This window comes from Rhodoferax sp., assembly GCF_011391645.1.
Classification (GTDB): domain Bacteria; phylum Pseudomonadota; class Gammaproteobacteria; order Burkholderiales; family Burkholderiaceae_C; genus Rhodoferax.
This window is the reverse complement of sequence record NZ_JAABQC010000070.1, coordinates 1-15,185: the sequence shown is the minus strand read 5'-3', so window position 1 is coordinate 15,185 and position 15,185 is coordinate 1. Positions and strand designations below refer to the sequence as shown.

Below are 15,185 nucleotides of genomic sequence, written 5' to 3'. Positions count from 1 at the left end.
ACACCAAAAAGCTCAAGGCCGAGTACCCCTGCTGGTGCGGCGCCGCCACTTGTCGTGGCACGCTGCTGGCCCCCAAGCGGCGCTAAAGCGATGCCTGTCACACCCACGCTGCCGGTGCGCTGGCCCGCCGAGGCCATCTGGGAGGCCGTGGCCCCTGTCTTGCCGGGCTTTACCGTGGAAGTGCTGGCAGAAGTGGATTCAACCAATTCCGAACTGATGCGCCGCGCCCGCGCCGGTCGCCCGGATCCGGTGCTGCTGGTGGCCGAGCAGCAAACCGCCGGCCGCGGCCGCATGGGGCGGCAGTGGCACAGTGGCGCAGCACACGCAGTGGCAAGCGTGGGGGTCATCCCTGCGTTGACTTTTTCGCTGGGGCTGAATCTGGCGCCAGCCGACTGGTCGGGCCTGTCGCTGGCGGTGGGCCTGAGCGTGGCGCAAAGCCTGCACCCCGACATCCGCCTCAAATGGCCCAACGACCTGTGGTGGCATGACCGCAAGCTGGCCGGTATTTTGATCGAGACCACCAATTGGGGGGACGCCAGCGCCAGCCGTTATGTGGTGATTGGCGTCGGCATCAACCTGCGGTCGCCCGATGCCACCGGCTTGTCAACCGCGCCAGTCGGTTTGGAGGAGTTATTGCCGGGGGTGGATGCGGCGCAGGCCTTGTTGCGCATCGCCGCCCCGCTGGTGCAGGCTGTGCAGCGCTTCGAGGCCCATGGTTTTGCGCCGTTCCAGAACGCCTTCAATGCGCGCGACGCGCTGGCGCAATTGCCGGTCACGCTCAGCGATGGCCTGCAAGGGCTGGCACACGGCGTTGACGCCAGCGGCGCCTTGCTGGTAGCTACCGCACACGGCGTGCAGCGCGTCACCAGCGCCGAGGTCAGCGTGCGCCCACAACCTGGTCCGGGCTATGAATATTTGTGAGCCCAAAGCATGAGGTGGCGCACTTTTGCCCTGATATTGCTGCTGCTCAACGCGATGTATTGGGCTTGGGGTGAGGGTTGGCTGCTGCCCTATGGTTTCGGACCCGCGCCACAACGCGAACCGCAGCGCCTGGCGCAGCAAATACGCCCGCAGGCCATCACCATCCTGAGCGCGGCCGAAGGCCAGCCACCCGCCGTCATCGCGGCCCCTGAGCCCACCGTTTGCCGGCAGTCGGGGCTCCTGACCAAGGCGCAGTCCGACGCAGTGCAGAGCATTCTGCAAACGTCATGGCCGCCCGGAAGCTGGTTGCTGCTGGAGCAGGCCGATGGGCAAGGTGCGCGCCTGCGCTTGCCGGCCCTGAACGCGATCATGCAAGCGCAGTTGCCCGCCCTTGAGGCTGCGCTACCCGGCGCTGTGTTTGATTTCTGTCCTGATGACGAACAGGCCCGTTAGGCCGCCTCGCTGGCTGATGCCAAAGCGTTGAACCGCACGATGAATCGCGCGCCAACCGGTGTGTGGCCCGGGTGCGCTTCTTCCAGGCTGACACTGGCGTTGTGTTGCTGGGCAATTTCAAGAACAATCGGCAGACCCAGCCCCGAGCCATCGGCTTCGGTCCCCAGGGCGCGGTAAAAGGGCTGAAAGATGAGCTCGCGCTCGGCCTCGGGCACGCCTGCGCCGGAGTCTTCAACTTGCAACACCAGAATGTGACCAAAGGGGTCGGTGAGCACGCGCACGGTGATCACACCGGGCTTTTCCAGGCTCGACGGGGTGTAGTTGATGGCGTTGTCAACCAGGTTGCGCACCATTTCCTTGAGCAGCGTGGGGTTGCCCAGCACGGTGCAACTCGGGTTGCCGGGCTGCGTGCCCTCATAACCCAAATCGATGTGTTTTTCCAGGGCGCGCGGGACGCTGTCGCGCACCACCGACATGGTCAGTTCCGCCAGATCGCACACCGTGCGCGGCATGGCCGAGCCGTTGCTTTCGGCGCGGGCCAGCGCCAGCAACTGGTTGACGCTGTGGGTGGCGCGGATGCTGGCGCGACCAATCTGCCGCAAGTAATGTTTCAGGTCGTCGGCGCTGGCGCCTTCGCGCTGGGCGATTTCGGCCTGCATGCGCAGCCCGGCCAGCGGAGTTTTGAGCTGGTGCGCGGCATCGGCAAGAAAGCGCTTCTGGGTGGCAATGGAGTCCGTCAAGCGCAGCAGCAGGTCATTCACCGCATCGACCAGGGGCGTCACCTCCACCGGCACAGCCTGGGCATCGATCGGGCTCAGGTCGTCGGGCTTGCGGGCGCGGATGCGCTCTTCAAGCTGGTGCAGGGGCTTGATCGCCTGCACCAGCGCCAGCCACACCAGCAGCACGGCCAGCGGCAGAATGACAAACTGCGGCAGCATCACGCCCTTGACAATCTCGGTGGCCAGCACTGAGCGCTTTTCCATGGTCTCGGCGACTTGAATCAGCGCGGGTCGGGCACCCGGAACCGACAAATTGACCCATAAGTAAGCCACCTTGACATCAAAACCCTTGACCACGTCATCGCGCAGCCGAACTTCATCAAGCACCACCGGCTCAAGCGTCGTGGGTGCCGGCAGGTCGCTTTCGCCGCCCAGCAATTCGCCGCGCGGGCCCAGCACCTGGTAATACACCGTGTCGGAATCATCGGCGCGCAGCAATTCACGCGCCGGTCGGGGCAAGGAAAACCGGGCCTTGCCCTGCTGGATGGTGATGAGTTGCGCCATGGCGCGGACGTTGTATTCGAGGGCGCGGTCAAAAGGCTTGCCGGCAATGTTCTGCGCCACCAGCCAGGTCATGACCAGGCTCAGCGGCCACAGCAACAGCAGTGGCGTGAGCATCCAGTCCAGGATTTCACCAAACAGCGAGCGTTGCTCGCGCGGAGTTTGATTCACCACAGCGACCGCAGCGCCGGGCCGCCCCAAGGAAGGTCAGCCCCCCCGGGGGGCAGCGCAGTACGCGCAGCGACAAGCGTGGGGGCCATATCTCTAGCCGGGGATTTTTTCCAGGCAATAGCCCAAGCCACGAACGGTGGCGATGCGGATCGGGCCTTTTTCGATTTTTTTGCGCAGGCGGTGAATGTAGACCTCGATGGCGTTGTTGCTCACCTCTTCGCCCCACTCACACAGCCGTTCCACCAGCTGGTCCTTGCTGACCAGCCGGCCGGCGCGCTGCAGCAACACCTCCAGCAGGCCCAACTCGCGCGCCGAGAGCTCCACCATGACGCCGTCGATGCTGGCCACGCGGCCGCCCTGGTCGTAAATCAGCGGGCCGTGTTTGATGGTGCTGCTGGCCGCGCCCATGCCGCGCCGGCTCAGGGCGCGCACCCGGGCTTCGAGCTCCTGCAGGCTGAAGGGCTTGGCCATGTAGTCGTCGGCGCCATAGTCCAGCCCCTTGACGCGCTCTTCGACGCTGTCGGCGGCCGTCAGGATCATCACCGGCAAGGTTGAGCCGCGCGCCCGCAGGCGCTTGAGCACCTCCAGGCCGTGCATCCTGGGCAGCCCAAGATCAAGAATCAGCAGGTCGAACTCGGTGTTGGTCATCAAGGCGGCATCGGCCTCGGTGCCACTGGCCACGTGATCGACGGCGGCTCCTGAACTGCGCAAGGTGCGCAACAGGCCATCTGCCAGAACCTGGTCGTCTTCGGCTATCAAAATGCGCATGAATGTCTCCTCGTTTGGGTCAGTCTGATGAAAGTCTCGCGCTGCATGGTATCGTTTTGGAGCATTCTAGGCGGCATAGGCTTCCAGTCCGAGTGCCATCACGGTTGCCACCTCGTAGCCCACCGCTTCCTGCAGTTCGGTCTGCGCCTGCGCGACCGCCTCTTTGAACGCCTGCAACCAGCTCAGGCCGGCCGGGGTGAACACCACAAGGCAGGCGCGCGCGTCACGCGGGTCGTTTTGGCGCCGTACCAGGTCCCAGGCCTCGCACTGGTCCACCAGCTTGCCCATGGCCTGCTTGCTGACACCGGCGCGCGCCGCCAGTTCGGTCAGGCGTGAGCCCTCCAGTGCCAGATGCCGGGTAATGTGCACGTGGGCGGCGGTCAGGTGGCCGCGTGCCGCCAGATGGGCCAGTGCCAGCGGCATGCCGTCGTTGGCGGCCATCAGCGCCAGCACCCGGGCGTCAAAACGCAGCGATGCCTGGGCCAGCCAATAGCCCATGTGGGTCTGGCGCCAGGGGTTGCCGGGAGCTTTGTCAGTCATCTCTAAATAGTAAACCAAATTGACTAAAAATAGGTTTACTGAGTTAAGCAATCAACATAAACTACTGTTCAAGCATCCAGCCTGTTGTTAAAAACAGAGGATGAAAAAAGAGATAAGTTGTATTCAATCCGCTTTAACCCCCAGGAGAAACCCATGGACGCACCCGTCAGAGCACCCACCCCCATCAATCCCGAAAAGGCCAAAGCCCTTCAAGTGGCGTTGGCCCAGATTGAAAAGCAGTTTGGCAAGGGCACCATCATGCGCCTGGGCGAGGGTGAGGTCATTGAAGACATCCAGGTGGTTTCCACCGGCTCACTGGGTCTGGATGTGGCGTTGGGTGTCGGCGGTTTGCCGCGCGGCCGGGTGGTTGAGATTTACGGCCCGGAGTCTTCCGGCAAGACCACCCTCACCTTGCAGGTGATTGCCGAAATGCAAAAAGTGGGTGGCCAGTGCGCTTTTGTCGATGCCGAGCACGCGCTTGACATCCAGTACGCCCAGAACCTGGGTGTCAATCTGCAGGACCTGCTGATCAGCCAGCCTGATACCGGTGAGCAGGCGCTTGAAATTGTGGACAGCCTGGTGCGCTCGGGCGCCGTTGACCTGATCGTGGTGGACTCGGTGGCGGCCCTGACCCCAAAGGCCGAGTTGGAGGGTGAAATGGGCGACAGCCTGCCCGGCCTGCAAGCCCGCCTGATGAGTCAGGCGCTGCGCAAGCTCACCGCCCACATCAAGAAAACCAACTGCATGGTGATCTTCATCAACCAGATCCGCATGAAGATCGGAGTCATGTTCGGTTCGCCCGAAACCACCACCGGCGGCAATGCGCTGAAGTTTTATGCCTCGGTGCGACTCGACATTCGCCGCACCGGCACCATCAAGAAGGGCGACGAAGCCATTGGCAACGAGACCAAGGTCAAGGTGGTCAAAAACAAGGTGGCACCACCGTTCAAGACCGCCGAGTTCGACATCATGTTCGGTCAGGGTATCAGCCGCGAGGGTGAAATCATCGACATGGCTGTGACCGCCAACATTCTTGACAAATCGGGTGCCTGGTACGCCTACAACGGCGAAAAAGTTGGTCAAGGCCGTGACAACGCGCGGGAATTTTTGAAGGAAAACCCGAGCCTGTCACAAGAGATTGAAAACAAGGTGCGCGCCTCGCTGGGTATTCCGCTGCTGGCCGGTGTTGAGGCACCCGCGGCAGAGGCCAAGGCGGCAGGCAAGAAGGCGGTCTGACCGGCATGACAAGCTGTGGCGTTTGATCAACCCTCCCTGAAAGGTCGCGCCTTGCGGCTGCTCAGCGGGCGCGAACATTCGCGCGCCGAACTGGAGCGCAAGCTGCAGCAATTTGAAGAAGAGCCGGGCAGTCTGGCGCTGGCGCTTGATGAGCTGCAGGCCAAGGGCTTCATCAGCGAGCAGCGGGTGGTCGAGTCGGTGGTCAACCGGCGCGCCGCCAAACTCGGTGCTTCACGCATCAAGCAGGAGTTGCAAGCCAAGGGCCTTGATCCGCAAGCGGTGTCAGAGGCAGTGGCCGGGTTGCGCAGCACCGAACTGGCCCGTGCCAGGGCGGTTTGGCAGAAAAAGTTTGGCCATCCGCCCGAAGACTCTGCCGAGCGGGCCCGGCAAATGCGGTTTCTGGCCAGCCGTGGCTTTGGCGGTGACACCATCCACCGTGTGGTGTCGGGCGGCGACGACGATTAAGCGCTGGCCCCCAAGCCATCACCCTGATGGCTACAACCCCAACATCAATTGCAGGTTTTGCACCGCCGCGCCACTGGCGCCCTTGCCCAGGTTGTCAAGCCGCGCCACCAGCACCGCATGGCGAAAGCCGTCACCCGCGTCACGGTTGGCAAATACCCGCAGTTCCATTTGGTTGGTGTCGGCCAGCGCCACCGCATCGAGTTTGTAGTCGGGGGTGGCAGGCAACACCTTGACCCATTCGCTGTTGGCATAGTGCTGGGCCAGCGCCTGCTGCAGGTCGTCAGCGCTGGGCTGGCCCGGCAGCAGGTCCAGATGCAGCGGAACCTGCACCAGCATGCCCTGGCGGAAGTTGCCGACCGACGGCACAAACAGGGGGCGGCGCGTCAGGCCGGTAAAAGCCATGATTTCAGGGATGTGCTTGTGCTTCAAACCCAGGCCGTACAACTCAAAGGCCGGCGCCGAGCCCTGCTCATAGGCCTCGATCATGGGGCGGCCCCCGCCCGAGTAGCCGCTGACCGAGGGTAAACACAGCGGGAAATCGGCCGGGATCAGTCCGGCGTCGACCAACGGACGCACGAGTGCAATGGCGCCGGTGGCATAACAGCCCGGGTTGGCCACGCGGCGTGCGGCCTGAATTGCCTCGCGTTGCCCTGGTGCCAGTTCGGCAAAGCCATAAACCCAGCCGGCTGCAGTGCGGTGCGCGGTTGAGGCGTCGATAATTTTGGGGCCGGCCCGACCGCTGCTTTTTTCCAGTGCGTCGATCATGGCGACCGACTCCAGCGCCGCATCGTCGTGCAAGCAGAGCACCACAAGATCAGCCTGCGCCATCAAGTCGCGCTTGGCGGAGGCGTCTTTGCGGCGCTCAGGCGCAATGCTGATGAGTTCGATGCCGGCCAGGTTCTGCAGGCGTTCGCGAATTTGCAAACCGGTGGTGCCCGCCTCGCCGTCGATGAATATTTTTTGCATGGTGAAGTTAATTCCTGAAAATAGCTGCGCTTGTAAGACTGGCAACAGATTGCCTTAATTCAGCATGATACAGTCCGCAATTGCTTCGCCCGGTGCCCCTGGTGTTGTCCAGCGGGTGACACCAGTCGGCTATCCAACCATTCATTCCTGAGAGAGAGCTCATGAAAATTCACGAGTACCAAGGCAAGGAAATCTTGCGCCAAGCTGGTGTGCCAGTGCCTCGCGGCATTGCTGCTTTCACCGTTCAAGAGGCGGTGGAAGCCGCACAAAAACTCGGCGGCCCAGTCTGGGTGGTCAAGGCGCAGATTCATGCCGGGGGCCGTGGCAAGGGCGGTGGCGTCAAGCTGGCCCGCTCCATCGACGATGTGAAAAAGATATCAGGTGAGATCCTGGGCATGCAACTCATCACGCACCAGACTGGCCCCGAAGGTCAAAAAGTGCGTCGCCTGCTGATTGAAGACGGCGCCGACATCAAGAAAGAGTACTACGTGTCTGCCGTGACCGACCGCGCCAGCCAGCGCGTGGCGATGATCGTCTCATCTGAGGGCGGCATGTCGATTGAAGACGTGGCACACGAAACGCCCGAGAAAATCATTACCGAAATCGTCGATCCCGCCACCGGCCTGACCGAAGCGCAGGCCACCAAACTGGCCAACGCCATTGGCGTGCCCGCCGGTTCAACTGCCCAGGCGGTTGACGTGCTGCAAAAAATCTACAAGGTGTACATGGACACCGACGCGTCGCTGGTTGAAATCAACCCGATGATCCTCGAAGGCAACGGCAACATCAAGGCCATTGATGCCAAGTTCAACTTTGATGACAACGCGCTGTTCCGCCACCCCGAGATCGTCGCTTTCCGCGACCTCGACGAAGAAGACCCGGCCGAAGTCGAAGCCAGCAAGTTTGACTTGGCCTATATCAGCCTGGACGGCAACATTGGCTGCCTGGTGAACGGTGCTGGTCTGGCCATGGCGACCATGGACACCATCAAGCTGTTCGGCGCCGAGCCGGCCAACTTTTTGGACGTGGGCGGCGGCGCCACTCCCGAGAAGGTTACCGAAGCCTTCAAGATCATGCTGAAAAACCCCAAGGTCGAGGCCATTCTGGTCAACATTTTCGGCGGCATCATGAAGTGCGACACCATTGCCACCGGCATCATCGCTGCCTGCAAGGCCACCAACCTGAATGTGCCGCTGATCGTTCGCATGAAGGGCACCAACGAAGAGCTGGGCAAGAAGATGCTGGCCGAAAGCGGTCTGCCAATCATTTCCGTGGACACCATGGCAGAGGCTGCCCAGGCGTCCGTTAAAGCAGTCGCCAAATAATTTGTGGGACCGTGCGCAGCTACACACGGTGAGCCAGCCCTGTCCCCAACCGATTAGGAAATAAAAATGTCTATCTACATCAACAAAGACACCAAGGTCATCACCCAGGGCATCACCGGCAAGACCGGTCAGTTTCACACTGAAAAATGCCAGGAATACGCCAACGGCAAGAACTGTTTTGTCGCCGGTGTGAACCCCAAGAAGGCCGGCGAGTCGATCTTTAATATCCCGATCTACGCATCCGTCAAGGAAGCGGCGTCGGAAACGGGTGCCACTGTCAGCGTGATTTACGTGCCTCCCTCGGGTGCCGCCGCTGCCATCTGGGAAGCCGTTGAAGCCGATCTGGACCTGGCCATCTGCATCACCGAGGGCATCCCGATCCGTGACATGCTCGAAGTGCGCAACCGCATGAAAGCCAAGGAAGCCGCGGGCGGCAAGAAGACCCTGCTGTTGGGTCCCAATTGCCCCGGCCTGATCACCCCTGACGAGATCAAGATCGGCATCATGCCCGGCCACATTCACCGCAAGGGTCGTATTGGCGTGGTCAGCCGCTCTGGCACGCTGACCTACGAAGCCGTGGCACAACTGACCGAAATCGGCCTGGGCCAGTCCAGCGCCGTCGGTATTGGCGGCGACCCGATCAACGGCCTCAAGCACATTGATGTGATGCAGGCGTTCAACGACGATCCTGACACCGATGCGGTGATCATGATTGGCGAAATCGGCGGCCCGGACGAGGCCGAAGCGGCGCGCTGGTGCAAGCTCAACATGAAAAAACCCATCGTTGGCTTTATCGCGGGTGTCACAGCCCCAGCGGGCAAGCGCATGGGCCACGCCGGCGCCCTGATTTCTGGCGGTGCCGATACCGCTGAAGCCAAACTGGCTGTGATGGAAGAGTGCGGCTTCAAGGTAACGCGCAACCCGTCCGAAATGGCCAAGTTGCTTAAAGCCATGCTGTAAAGGCATTAGCCTGCGAACCACAGCTTTTGACTAGGTCAAAGGCACGAAGCCGGATTTCCTGATGGACAATCCGGCTTTGTCGTTTTAAGCTTGATTTGGCCCGTCCCGATTTCAAACCCTGCCATGGATTACACCTTCAGCGCCAGAACCGATCCTGGCTTGCTTCGTCGCAACAACGAAGATGCCGTCATATTTGACGAGCGCTGGGGCGTGGCGGTGTTGGCGGATGGCATGGGCGGTTACAACGCGGGTGAAGTCGCCAGCGGTATGACCACCCACTTGATCGCCGGGGAGTTGACCCGTTTTCTGGCAACCAGTGCGGCAGCAAGCCCGGCGGACGATATTTGTCGCATCCTGGCAAGCTGTGTTGACAACGCCAACCAGGCGATCCTGCAGGCGGCCAAACACAATCCGGATTACAAGGACATGGGAACCACCCTGGTCGCGGGCATTTTTTATGGTGATCGCCTGATTTTGACGCACGTTGGAGACTCTCGCTGTTATCGTCTTCGGGATGGCATTTTGCTGCGAATCACCAAGGACCACTCGATGCTGCAAGAACAGGTGGACGCCGGTTTGATCATGCGGGAGGATACCGCCATGACCCCAAGTCGACATATACTGACGCGGGCTCTTGGCGTTGACCCGGAATTGCAGTTTGAGGTCAAGATCCATCCCGTTGTGCCGGGTGATTTTTACCTGATGTGTTCCGATGGCTTGACCGATATGGTGGATGATGCCAGTATTGCCAGCCTGATGCTCGCGGAAAACAACATTGTCAAGCTCACCTCTGCGTTAATTAACCTGGCCAATGCCAAAGGTGGACGGGATAATATCGCGGTTGTATTGATCCACGCCAAGAGTGCGCCAGACCAACCTGGCAAATTGCCGGCTTTGTTTGTCAGTTAATCTATAGACACATGTTTACAGGAGGTGTTTGTGCCCCATATCACCATCTATCTTGACAATGATTTCACCCAGGAAGTCAAGCTCAACAAGGAACGAACCATCCTGGGTCGACGTCCCGACAGCGATGTGATCATTGCAAATATGGCGGTCAGTGGTCGGCATGCCTGCCTGATTCAGCAAGACGAGCAAGTGACGATTGAAGACCTTGACAGCACCAATGGCACCTTTGTCAACGGGCGCGCCGTCAAGAACGCAGTCCTGCAGGACGGTGATCTCATTGAGATCGGGAATTTCAAGATCAAATTTGCCACCGGACCAAGTGATGCGGATGCCCAAGAGGAAGGCCTGACCGTTCAAGCCAGCCTGATGCCAATGACGAATCAGGACCAGCCTGCCACCCTGCTGGTGGGTCGCATCAAGGTCGTCGCGGGTCCGTCGCTTGGGCGTGAACTGCCCCTGGTCAAAATGGTCACGACGTTTGGCAAGCCAGGCGTTGCGGTGGCGGCCATCACACGTGATGAGCAAAACTACTTTGTGCACCTTGTTGCCGGCGTGGACGCTCCCTTGCTCAACGGCTCGCCGGTTGGCCAGCAACCCGTCATCCTCAGTGAAGGCGACCAAATCACCCTGGACGGCAACGTCCTGCAGTTTTCTCAATGCTGATCAAGCCGGCACCGCGTCGTTCACAAAATCGCGCCTGACAGGACGAGGGTTTCGATGTCCCGTCAACAGGAAAAATGAACTCTCTCAACCAGACTTTCACTGCAGACCAAGGCGGCATGACCTTGGAGGCGCATTTCTACAAGCAGCTTCAGGAAGTGACTGCGCGTATTCATGAGACCGACAACATTGAGCAGCTCATGTTGGGGTCGAGCCAGGAAATTTGCCATCTGTTCAACGCTGATCGACTGACGCTCTATGTGGTCAACGAGGAGCGCAATGCGATCGTTTCCAAAATCAAGACCGGTCTCAATAGCAGCCGCGACCTGAAACTGCCCATCACGCCAAATAGTGTTGCGGGTTATGTTGCCTTCAGCCAGAAACTGGTCAATTTGTCGGATGCCTATGATGATGACGCCCTGAAATGGTTTCACCCGTCGCTGAGTTTTTTCAAAGAGGTGGACAAACGCTCAGGTTACCGCACCAAGCAGATGCTGACGGCGCCTATTCTGGCAGACGGCACGCTGTATGGTGTGTTGCAAATCATCAACAACAAAACCGGCCAGCCATTTGGCGACCTGGATGTTGAGGGCATCACCCAGCTTTGCAAAACCCTGGCAGCGGCCATCCGGCAGCGCATTCGCAAGCAGGAAGAAGGCGTGCGGCGCATGGTCACCAAATATGATGGTCTGGTCACCAGTGACATCATGAGCGCGGCAGAGTTGGAGCACTGCCTGCAGCAGGCGCGCAAACAAGGGCTGACGGTTGAGCATGTCCTGCTGACCGATTTCCAGGTTCGCCCGGCCCAGATTGGTCCCTCGCTGGCCAAATTTTTCAGCGTTCCTTACGAAGCCTTCAGCGAGGGACGCATACGCGCCGAAGCACTGCACGGCGCGCTCAATCGGGAATTCACTGAAGAGCAGGGCTGGATTCCACTTGAAGACTCTCCGGACGGTTTGGTCATCATGTGCCTGGACCCGGAGGCTGTTCGCAGTTCGCGCATTGTGTCCCAGGTTTTTCCGCGCATAGCCAAGTTTTCTTACCGCGTCACAACGCGCTTCGAGTTCATGCAGACCCTGAGCCAGATTTTTGGCGTGGAGGCTGAAAGCGGCAGCATCAGCGACATGCTCGCCGACATGGACAGCTCGCCCATAGACGATGGCAGCACTGAAGATTCGCTTGAGTCTGCCGCCGCGGACAATGAACTCGTCAAGTTTGTCAACAAGGTCATTCTGGATGCCTACCACCAGGGAGTGTCTGACATTCACATCGAGCCCATGCCCGGCAAACTCAAGACCGGCATCCGTTTTCGCATTGACGGCTCGCTGCAACCCTATATTGAAGTGCCCGCCCATTTTCGCCAGGCCATGGTGACACGGCTGAAAATCATGTGCGACCTCGATATTTCAGAGCGTCGCAAACCGCAAGACGGCAAGATCAAGTTCAAAAAATACGGCCCGATCGATATTGAGCTGCGTGTTGCCACCATCCCATCGGCCGGCGGCGTTGAAGACGTGGTGATGCGGATTCTGGCCTCTGGCGAACCGATTCCGCTGGATAAATTGGGGCTGACGGCGCACAACATGGAGCGTGTGGTCAGAACCATTGAAAAGCCCTATGGCCTGTTTTATGTGTGCGGCCCCACCGGCTCGGGCAAAACCACCACCTTGCACTCGATCCTGAAAACCCTCAACAAACCAGACACCAAGATATGGACCGTGGAAGACCCGGTTGAAATCACCCAAAAAGGCTTGCGCCAGGTGCAGATCAACAGGAAGGCAGGCATCGACTTTGCCATGGTCATGCGTTCATTTTTGCGCGCCGACCCCGACATCATCATGGTGGGTGAGTCGCGCGACCACGAAACCGTGGCCATGGGCGTGGAAGCCTCGCTCACCGGCCACCTGGTTTTTTCCACCCTGCACACCAATTCAGCGCCAGAGTCCATCGTCCGGCTGCTGGACATGGGCATGGATCCATTCAATTTTGCCGATGCCTTGCTGGGGATTCTGGCGCAACGTCTGGCCAAAAAACTGTGTGTCTGCAAAGAAGCCTACGTGCCTGATGCTGACGAATTGCACCTGTTTGCCGTCGAATACGCTGACGAATTAAGGCATTCCGTCCTCTGGAAAGACCATTACGACGTTGAACTGGCGCAACTCATTGCGCGTTGGCAAGCCCAATTCGGTGACGGCGGGCCGCTCAGGTTTTACCGCCATGTCGGGTGTGACAAATGTAACCAGACGGGCTACAAAGGCCGGGTTGGCCTGCACGAATTGTTGATTGCCGACGATGGCATCAAGCAACTGATTCAGGAGCGTGCCCGGGTGGCAGAGATTTTTGCCGCCGCGGTGGAAGGCGGCATGCGAACCCTGAAGATGGACGGCATGGAAAAAGTCATGATGGGGCTCACTGACCTCAAAATGGTGCGCTCGGTCTGCATCAAGTAGCCGATTCCGGTTGACATGACCAGCCACCACACTTGCCTGTGCTGCCAACGCCGGCCGCTGCTTCAGGGCCTGACCTTGTTGCTGCTGTCGCCCGGCCTGGCCTTGGCGCAAGACGGCGCCCGCGAGGGGGTGGAGGTGGGCGGCAACTCGGTGTTCAGCAGGCTGGTACCGGCCGACACCATTGAGCAGTCTGCGGCGCAGCAATATGCCGAGATGCTGCAACAGGCCGCTGCCCAAAAAGCGCTGGGCGGCAAGAATCATCCCCAGGTCAGGCGCTTGCGTGCCATTGCGCAACGCATCATTCCCCATGCGATGGGCTGGAACCCGCGCGCCAAAAACTGGCGCTGGGAGGTCAATTTGATCGGCAGCCAGCAAATCAATGCGTTTTGCATGCCGGGCGGCAAGATCGCGTTTTACAGCGGCATTCTGGACAAGCTGAAATTGACCGATGACGAAGTTGCCACCGTCATGGGTCATGAGATCGCCCATGCGCTGCGCGAACACGCCAGGGCGCGCATGGGCAAAAATGCGGCCACCGGCATCGGTGCCAATCTGCTCAGCAATGTGCTGGGCCTGGGTCAACTGGGCCAGACCGTGACCAGTTATGGCGCGCAGTTGCTCACCTTGCAATTCAGCCGCAGCGACGAATCCGACGCCGACCTGGTGGGCATGGAACTGGCCGCGCGTGCTGGTTTTGACCCACGCGCCGGTGTCACGCTGTGGCAAAAAATGGCGGCGGCCAGCAAAGGGGCGCCACCGCAATGGCTGTCAACCCACCCCTCGGGCGACACCCGGATTGCCGACATTCAGGCCAATTTACCCAAAGTGATGCCACTGTACGCACGCAGCCAGGTCAAGTGAAACCTGCAATAGTTGGAGCCTGTGCATAAAACGGTGCAGTCATTTTTCACCCAACAATGATTTTTTGGTCATCGTTATGTGTTGTGGGATCGGCTATCGGGTTCAAGACGAAATCGCAGTTGCTAAAGCGAAAGTTGCTCTATTCAAAGGCCGACTTTACGCGCGATGAAATAGGTTGCGGTTGAGACCGAAGCGGAAAGCGTAGCGCCCCACGCCAAATCGACAATCGTGACCAAAAGAGACCAATCTTTGAGCGTCGCAAGGTTGCTGAGGTCGTAGGTGGCATAAGTGACGAGTCCGAAGAGCGCACCAAACAATAGAGCGTGAACCCATGAGTTCTTCTCCATTGCTGGCCCAATGACGAAAAGCACGAGCCCAAAAACAAACAACAAGTAGAAAAGAAACGCGGCTGCCCAATTGATTTCACTCTTCATCATGAAACCAATTTGGTTTTGGTAGAAATTCTTGGCCACCAACCCAAGCCAGATCATGTCCATGGCAAGGAAGACGGGAAACGCGATGGCGTAGAGCTTGATGAGCATGAAAATTAGCGGCGAAGTTTTAGGCGTTCAGGTACGTGATCGACAGTTGCAATGCCGTTGCGAACATGCCCCACAAAAGGTATGGAATGTTGGCATAGACCACCCAGCGCAAGTCAGGCGCTGCCTGCCAGACGGCCACAAGCGCCCAGATGAGCGTGGCCACCACCAGCACAATATCCAGGGCCGCAAGCAGATTATTCTGGAGACCGAACTGGATGGGCGTAAAGGCCAGATTGAACACAAGATTCAGCGCAAAGGGCAGCGCCACCATCAACGAGATTTTGCCTGTGAAGGCTTTATAGAACACCGTGCCATAGGTCACGGCAATGATTGCGTAGAGCACCGTCCACACGGGTCCGAAGAGCCAGCCTGGAGGCGCCCAAGTCGGTTTGATCAGTTGCGAATACCAGTTGTAGGTGTTCATCGAATTCAATTACAAGCGGACTTTTGCGTGCTGTGCGTCGTCTGTTTTCGGCGTATCTCCGGCCACGTACGCCTTGGCGACATCGTAAACATATTTAAGACCCTGCAGGCCGGCGTTGTCCCAGTATTCACCTTCGTGCGCGGTAAATTTCAGCAAGGCGATGTTCGGGTCGGACTTGCCATCCGGAAACCATACCTTCCATGCTTCTTTCCACATCTTCTCAATCAACTGCCGGTCGCGCAATACGATCAACT

The 15,185-nt window shown here is 59.3% G+C and carries 17 protein-coding genes and 1 pseudogene; 11 read left to right on the top strand and 7 right to left on the bottom strand.

Features of this window, described 5'->3' with window-relative positions; translation table 11 throughout:
* The 3 genes and pseudogenes from GPS82_RS09735 to GPS82_RS09725 all read left to right on the top strand — a co-directional run.
* Positions 1-86 (top strand): annotated as a pseudogene (locus tag GPS82_RS09735) (SET domain-containing protein-lysine N-methyltransferase); the annotation flags it as partial.
* Between the two features lie 4 nt (positions 87-90).
* Positions 91-921 (top strand): biotin--[acetyl-CoA-carboxylase] ligase, encoded by an 831-nt coding sequence (locus GPS82_RS09730; protein ID WP_296493927.1) that lies wholly within the window; start codon positions 91-93, stop codon positions 919-921.
* A 9-nt stretch (positions 922-930) separates the two neighbouring features.
* Positions 931-1,374, top strand: a complete 444-nt coding sequence (locus GPS82_RS09725; protein WP_296493924.1) for a hypothetical protein — start codon at positions 931-933, stop codon at positions 1,372-1,374.
* On the opposite strand, the gene GPS82_RS09720 is transcribed toward GPS82_RS09725, so the two are convergent.
* The 3 genes from GPS82_RS09720 to GPS82_RS09710 form a co-directional block, all read right to left on the bottom strand.
* Complete coding sequence (locus GPS82_RS09720; protein WP_296493931.1) at positions 1,371-2,771, bottom strand: sensor histidine kinase; 1,401 nt, start codon at positions 2,769-2,771, stop codon at positions 1,371-1,373. The genes GPS82_RS09725 and GPS82_RS09720 overlap by 4 nt on opposite strands.
* A 147-nt stretch (positions 2,772-2,918) precedes the next feature.
* On the bottom strand, positions 2,919-3,593 hold the full coding sequence (locus GPS82_RS09715) for a response regulator transcription factor (protein ID WP_296493921.1): 675 nt from the start codon (positions 3,591-3,593) through the stop codon (positions 2,919-2,921).
* Positions 3,594-3,659: 66 nt separating this feature from the next.
* Positions 3,660-4,133 carry a MarR family transcriptional regulator gene (locus tag GPS82_RS09710; RefSeq protein ID WP_296493918.1) on the bottom strand — a complete coding sequence of 158 codons (474 nt, stop codon included), beginning with the start codon at positions 4,131-4,133 and terminating at the stop codon, positions 3,660-3,662.
* Between the two features lie 153 nt (positions 4,134-4,286).
* Between GPS82_RS09710 and recA the strand changes: the two genes are divergently transcribed.
* Together recA and recX are read left to right on the top strand one after the other, a co-directional pair.
* On the top strand, positions 4,287-5,369 hold the full coding sequence (recA, locus tag GPS82_RS09705; protein ID WP_296493915.1) for a recombinase RecA: 1,083 nt from the start codon (positions 4,287-4,289) through the stop codon (positions 5,367-5,369).
* A gap of 15 nt (positions 5,370-5,384) precedes the next feature.
* Entirely contained in the window at positions 5,385-5,834 is a 450-nt protein-coding gene (recX, locus tag GPS82_RS09700; protein WP_296493913.1) for a recombination regulator RecX, read from the top strand.
* Positions 5,835-5,864: 30 nt separating this feature from the next.
* On the opposite strand, the gene argC is transcribed toward recX, so the two are convergent.
* The gene (gene argC / locus GPS82_RS09695; protein ID WP_296493910.1) at positions 5,865-6,800 is read right to left on the bottom strand and encodes an N-acetyl-gamma-glutamyl-phosphate reductase; all 936 of its coding nucleotides are present in this window, start codon (positions 6,798-6,800) and stop codon (positions 5,865-5,867) included.
* A gap of 161 nt (positions 6,801-6,961) precedes the next feature.
* On the opposite strand from argC, the gene sucC reads away from it, so the two are divergent.
* The 6 genes from sucC to GPS82_RS09665 all read left to right on the top strand — a co-directional run bounded on the left by sucC (position 6,962) and on the right by GPS82_RS09665 (position 13,965).
* A complete protein-coding gene (gene sucC, locus GPS82_RS09690; RefSeq protein ID WP_296493909.1) occupies positions 6,962-8,125 on the top strand; it encodes an ADP-forming succinate--CoA ligase subunit beta in 1,164 nt (387 codons plus the stop codon).
* A gap of 66 nt (positions 8,126-8,191) precedes the next feature.
* Positions 8,192-9,085, top strand: a complete 894-nt coding sequence (sucD, locus tag GPS82_RS09685; protein ID WP_296493907.1) for a succinate--CoA ligase subunit alpha — start codon at positions 8,192-8,194, stop codon at positions 9,083-9,085.
* 123 nt (positions 9,086-9,208) lie between these two features.
* Positions 9,209-9,994, top strand: coding sequence for a Stp1/IreP family PP2C-type Ser/Thr phosphatase (locus GPS82_RS09680; RefSeq protein ID WP_296493905.1), 786 nt, complete (start codon positions 9,209-9,211; stop codon positions 9,992-9,994).
* Positions 9,995-10,024: 30 nt separating this feature from the next.
* Positions 10,025-10,657, top strand: coding sequence for an FHA domain-containing protein (locus GPS82_RS09675; RefSeq protein ID WP_296493901.1), 633 nt, complete (start codon positions 10,025-10,027; stop codon positions 10,655-10,657).
* A gap of 74 nt (positions 10,658-10,731) precedes the next feature.
* Positions 10,732-13,104 carry a GspE/PulE family protein gene (locus tag GPS82_RS09670; protein ID WP_296493900.1) on the top strand — a complete coding sequence of 791 codons (2,373 nt, stop codon included), beginning with the start codon at positions 10,732-10,734 and terminating at the stop codon, positions 13,102-13,104.
* A gap of 15 nt (positions 13,105-13,119) precedes the next feature.
* A complete protein-coding gene (locus tag GPS82_RS09665; protein WP_296493898.1) occupies positions 13,120-13,965 on the top strand; it encodes a M48 family metallopeptidase in 846 nt (281 codons plus the stop codon).
* A gap of 143 nt (positions 13,966-14,108) precedes the next feature.
* Here the strand turns inward: GPS82_RS09665 and GPS82_RS09660 are convergent, their stop codons facing one another.
* The 3 genes from GPS82_RS09660 to GPS82_RS09650 all read right to left on the bottom strand — a co-directional run.
* Positions 14,109-14,507 carry a DUF2177 family protein gene (locus GPS82_RS09660; protein ID WP_296493896.1) on the bottom strand — a complete coding sequence of 133 codons (399 nt, stop codon included), beginning with the start codon at positions 14,505-14,507 and terminating at the stop codon, positions 14,109-14,111.
* Positions 14,508-14,526: 19 nt separating this feature from the next.
* Complete coding sequence (locus tag GPS82_RS09655) at positions 14,527-14,931, bottom strand: TspO/MBR family protein (RefSeq protein ID WP_296493894.1); 405 nt, start codon at positions 14,929-14,931, stop codon at positions 14,527-14,529.
* Positions 14,932-14,940: 9 nt separating this feature from the next.
* Positions 14,941-15,185 (bottom strand): pyridoxamine 5'-phosphate oxidase family protein (locus GPS82_RS09650; protein WP_296493892.1); only part of this gene is annotated, 245 nt, incomplete at its 5' end.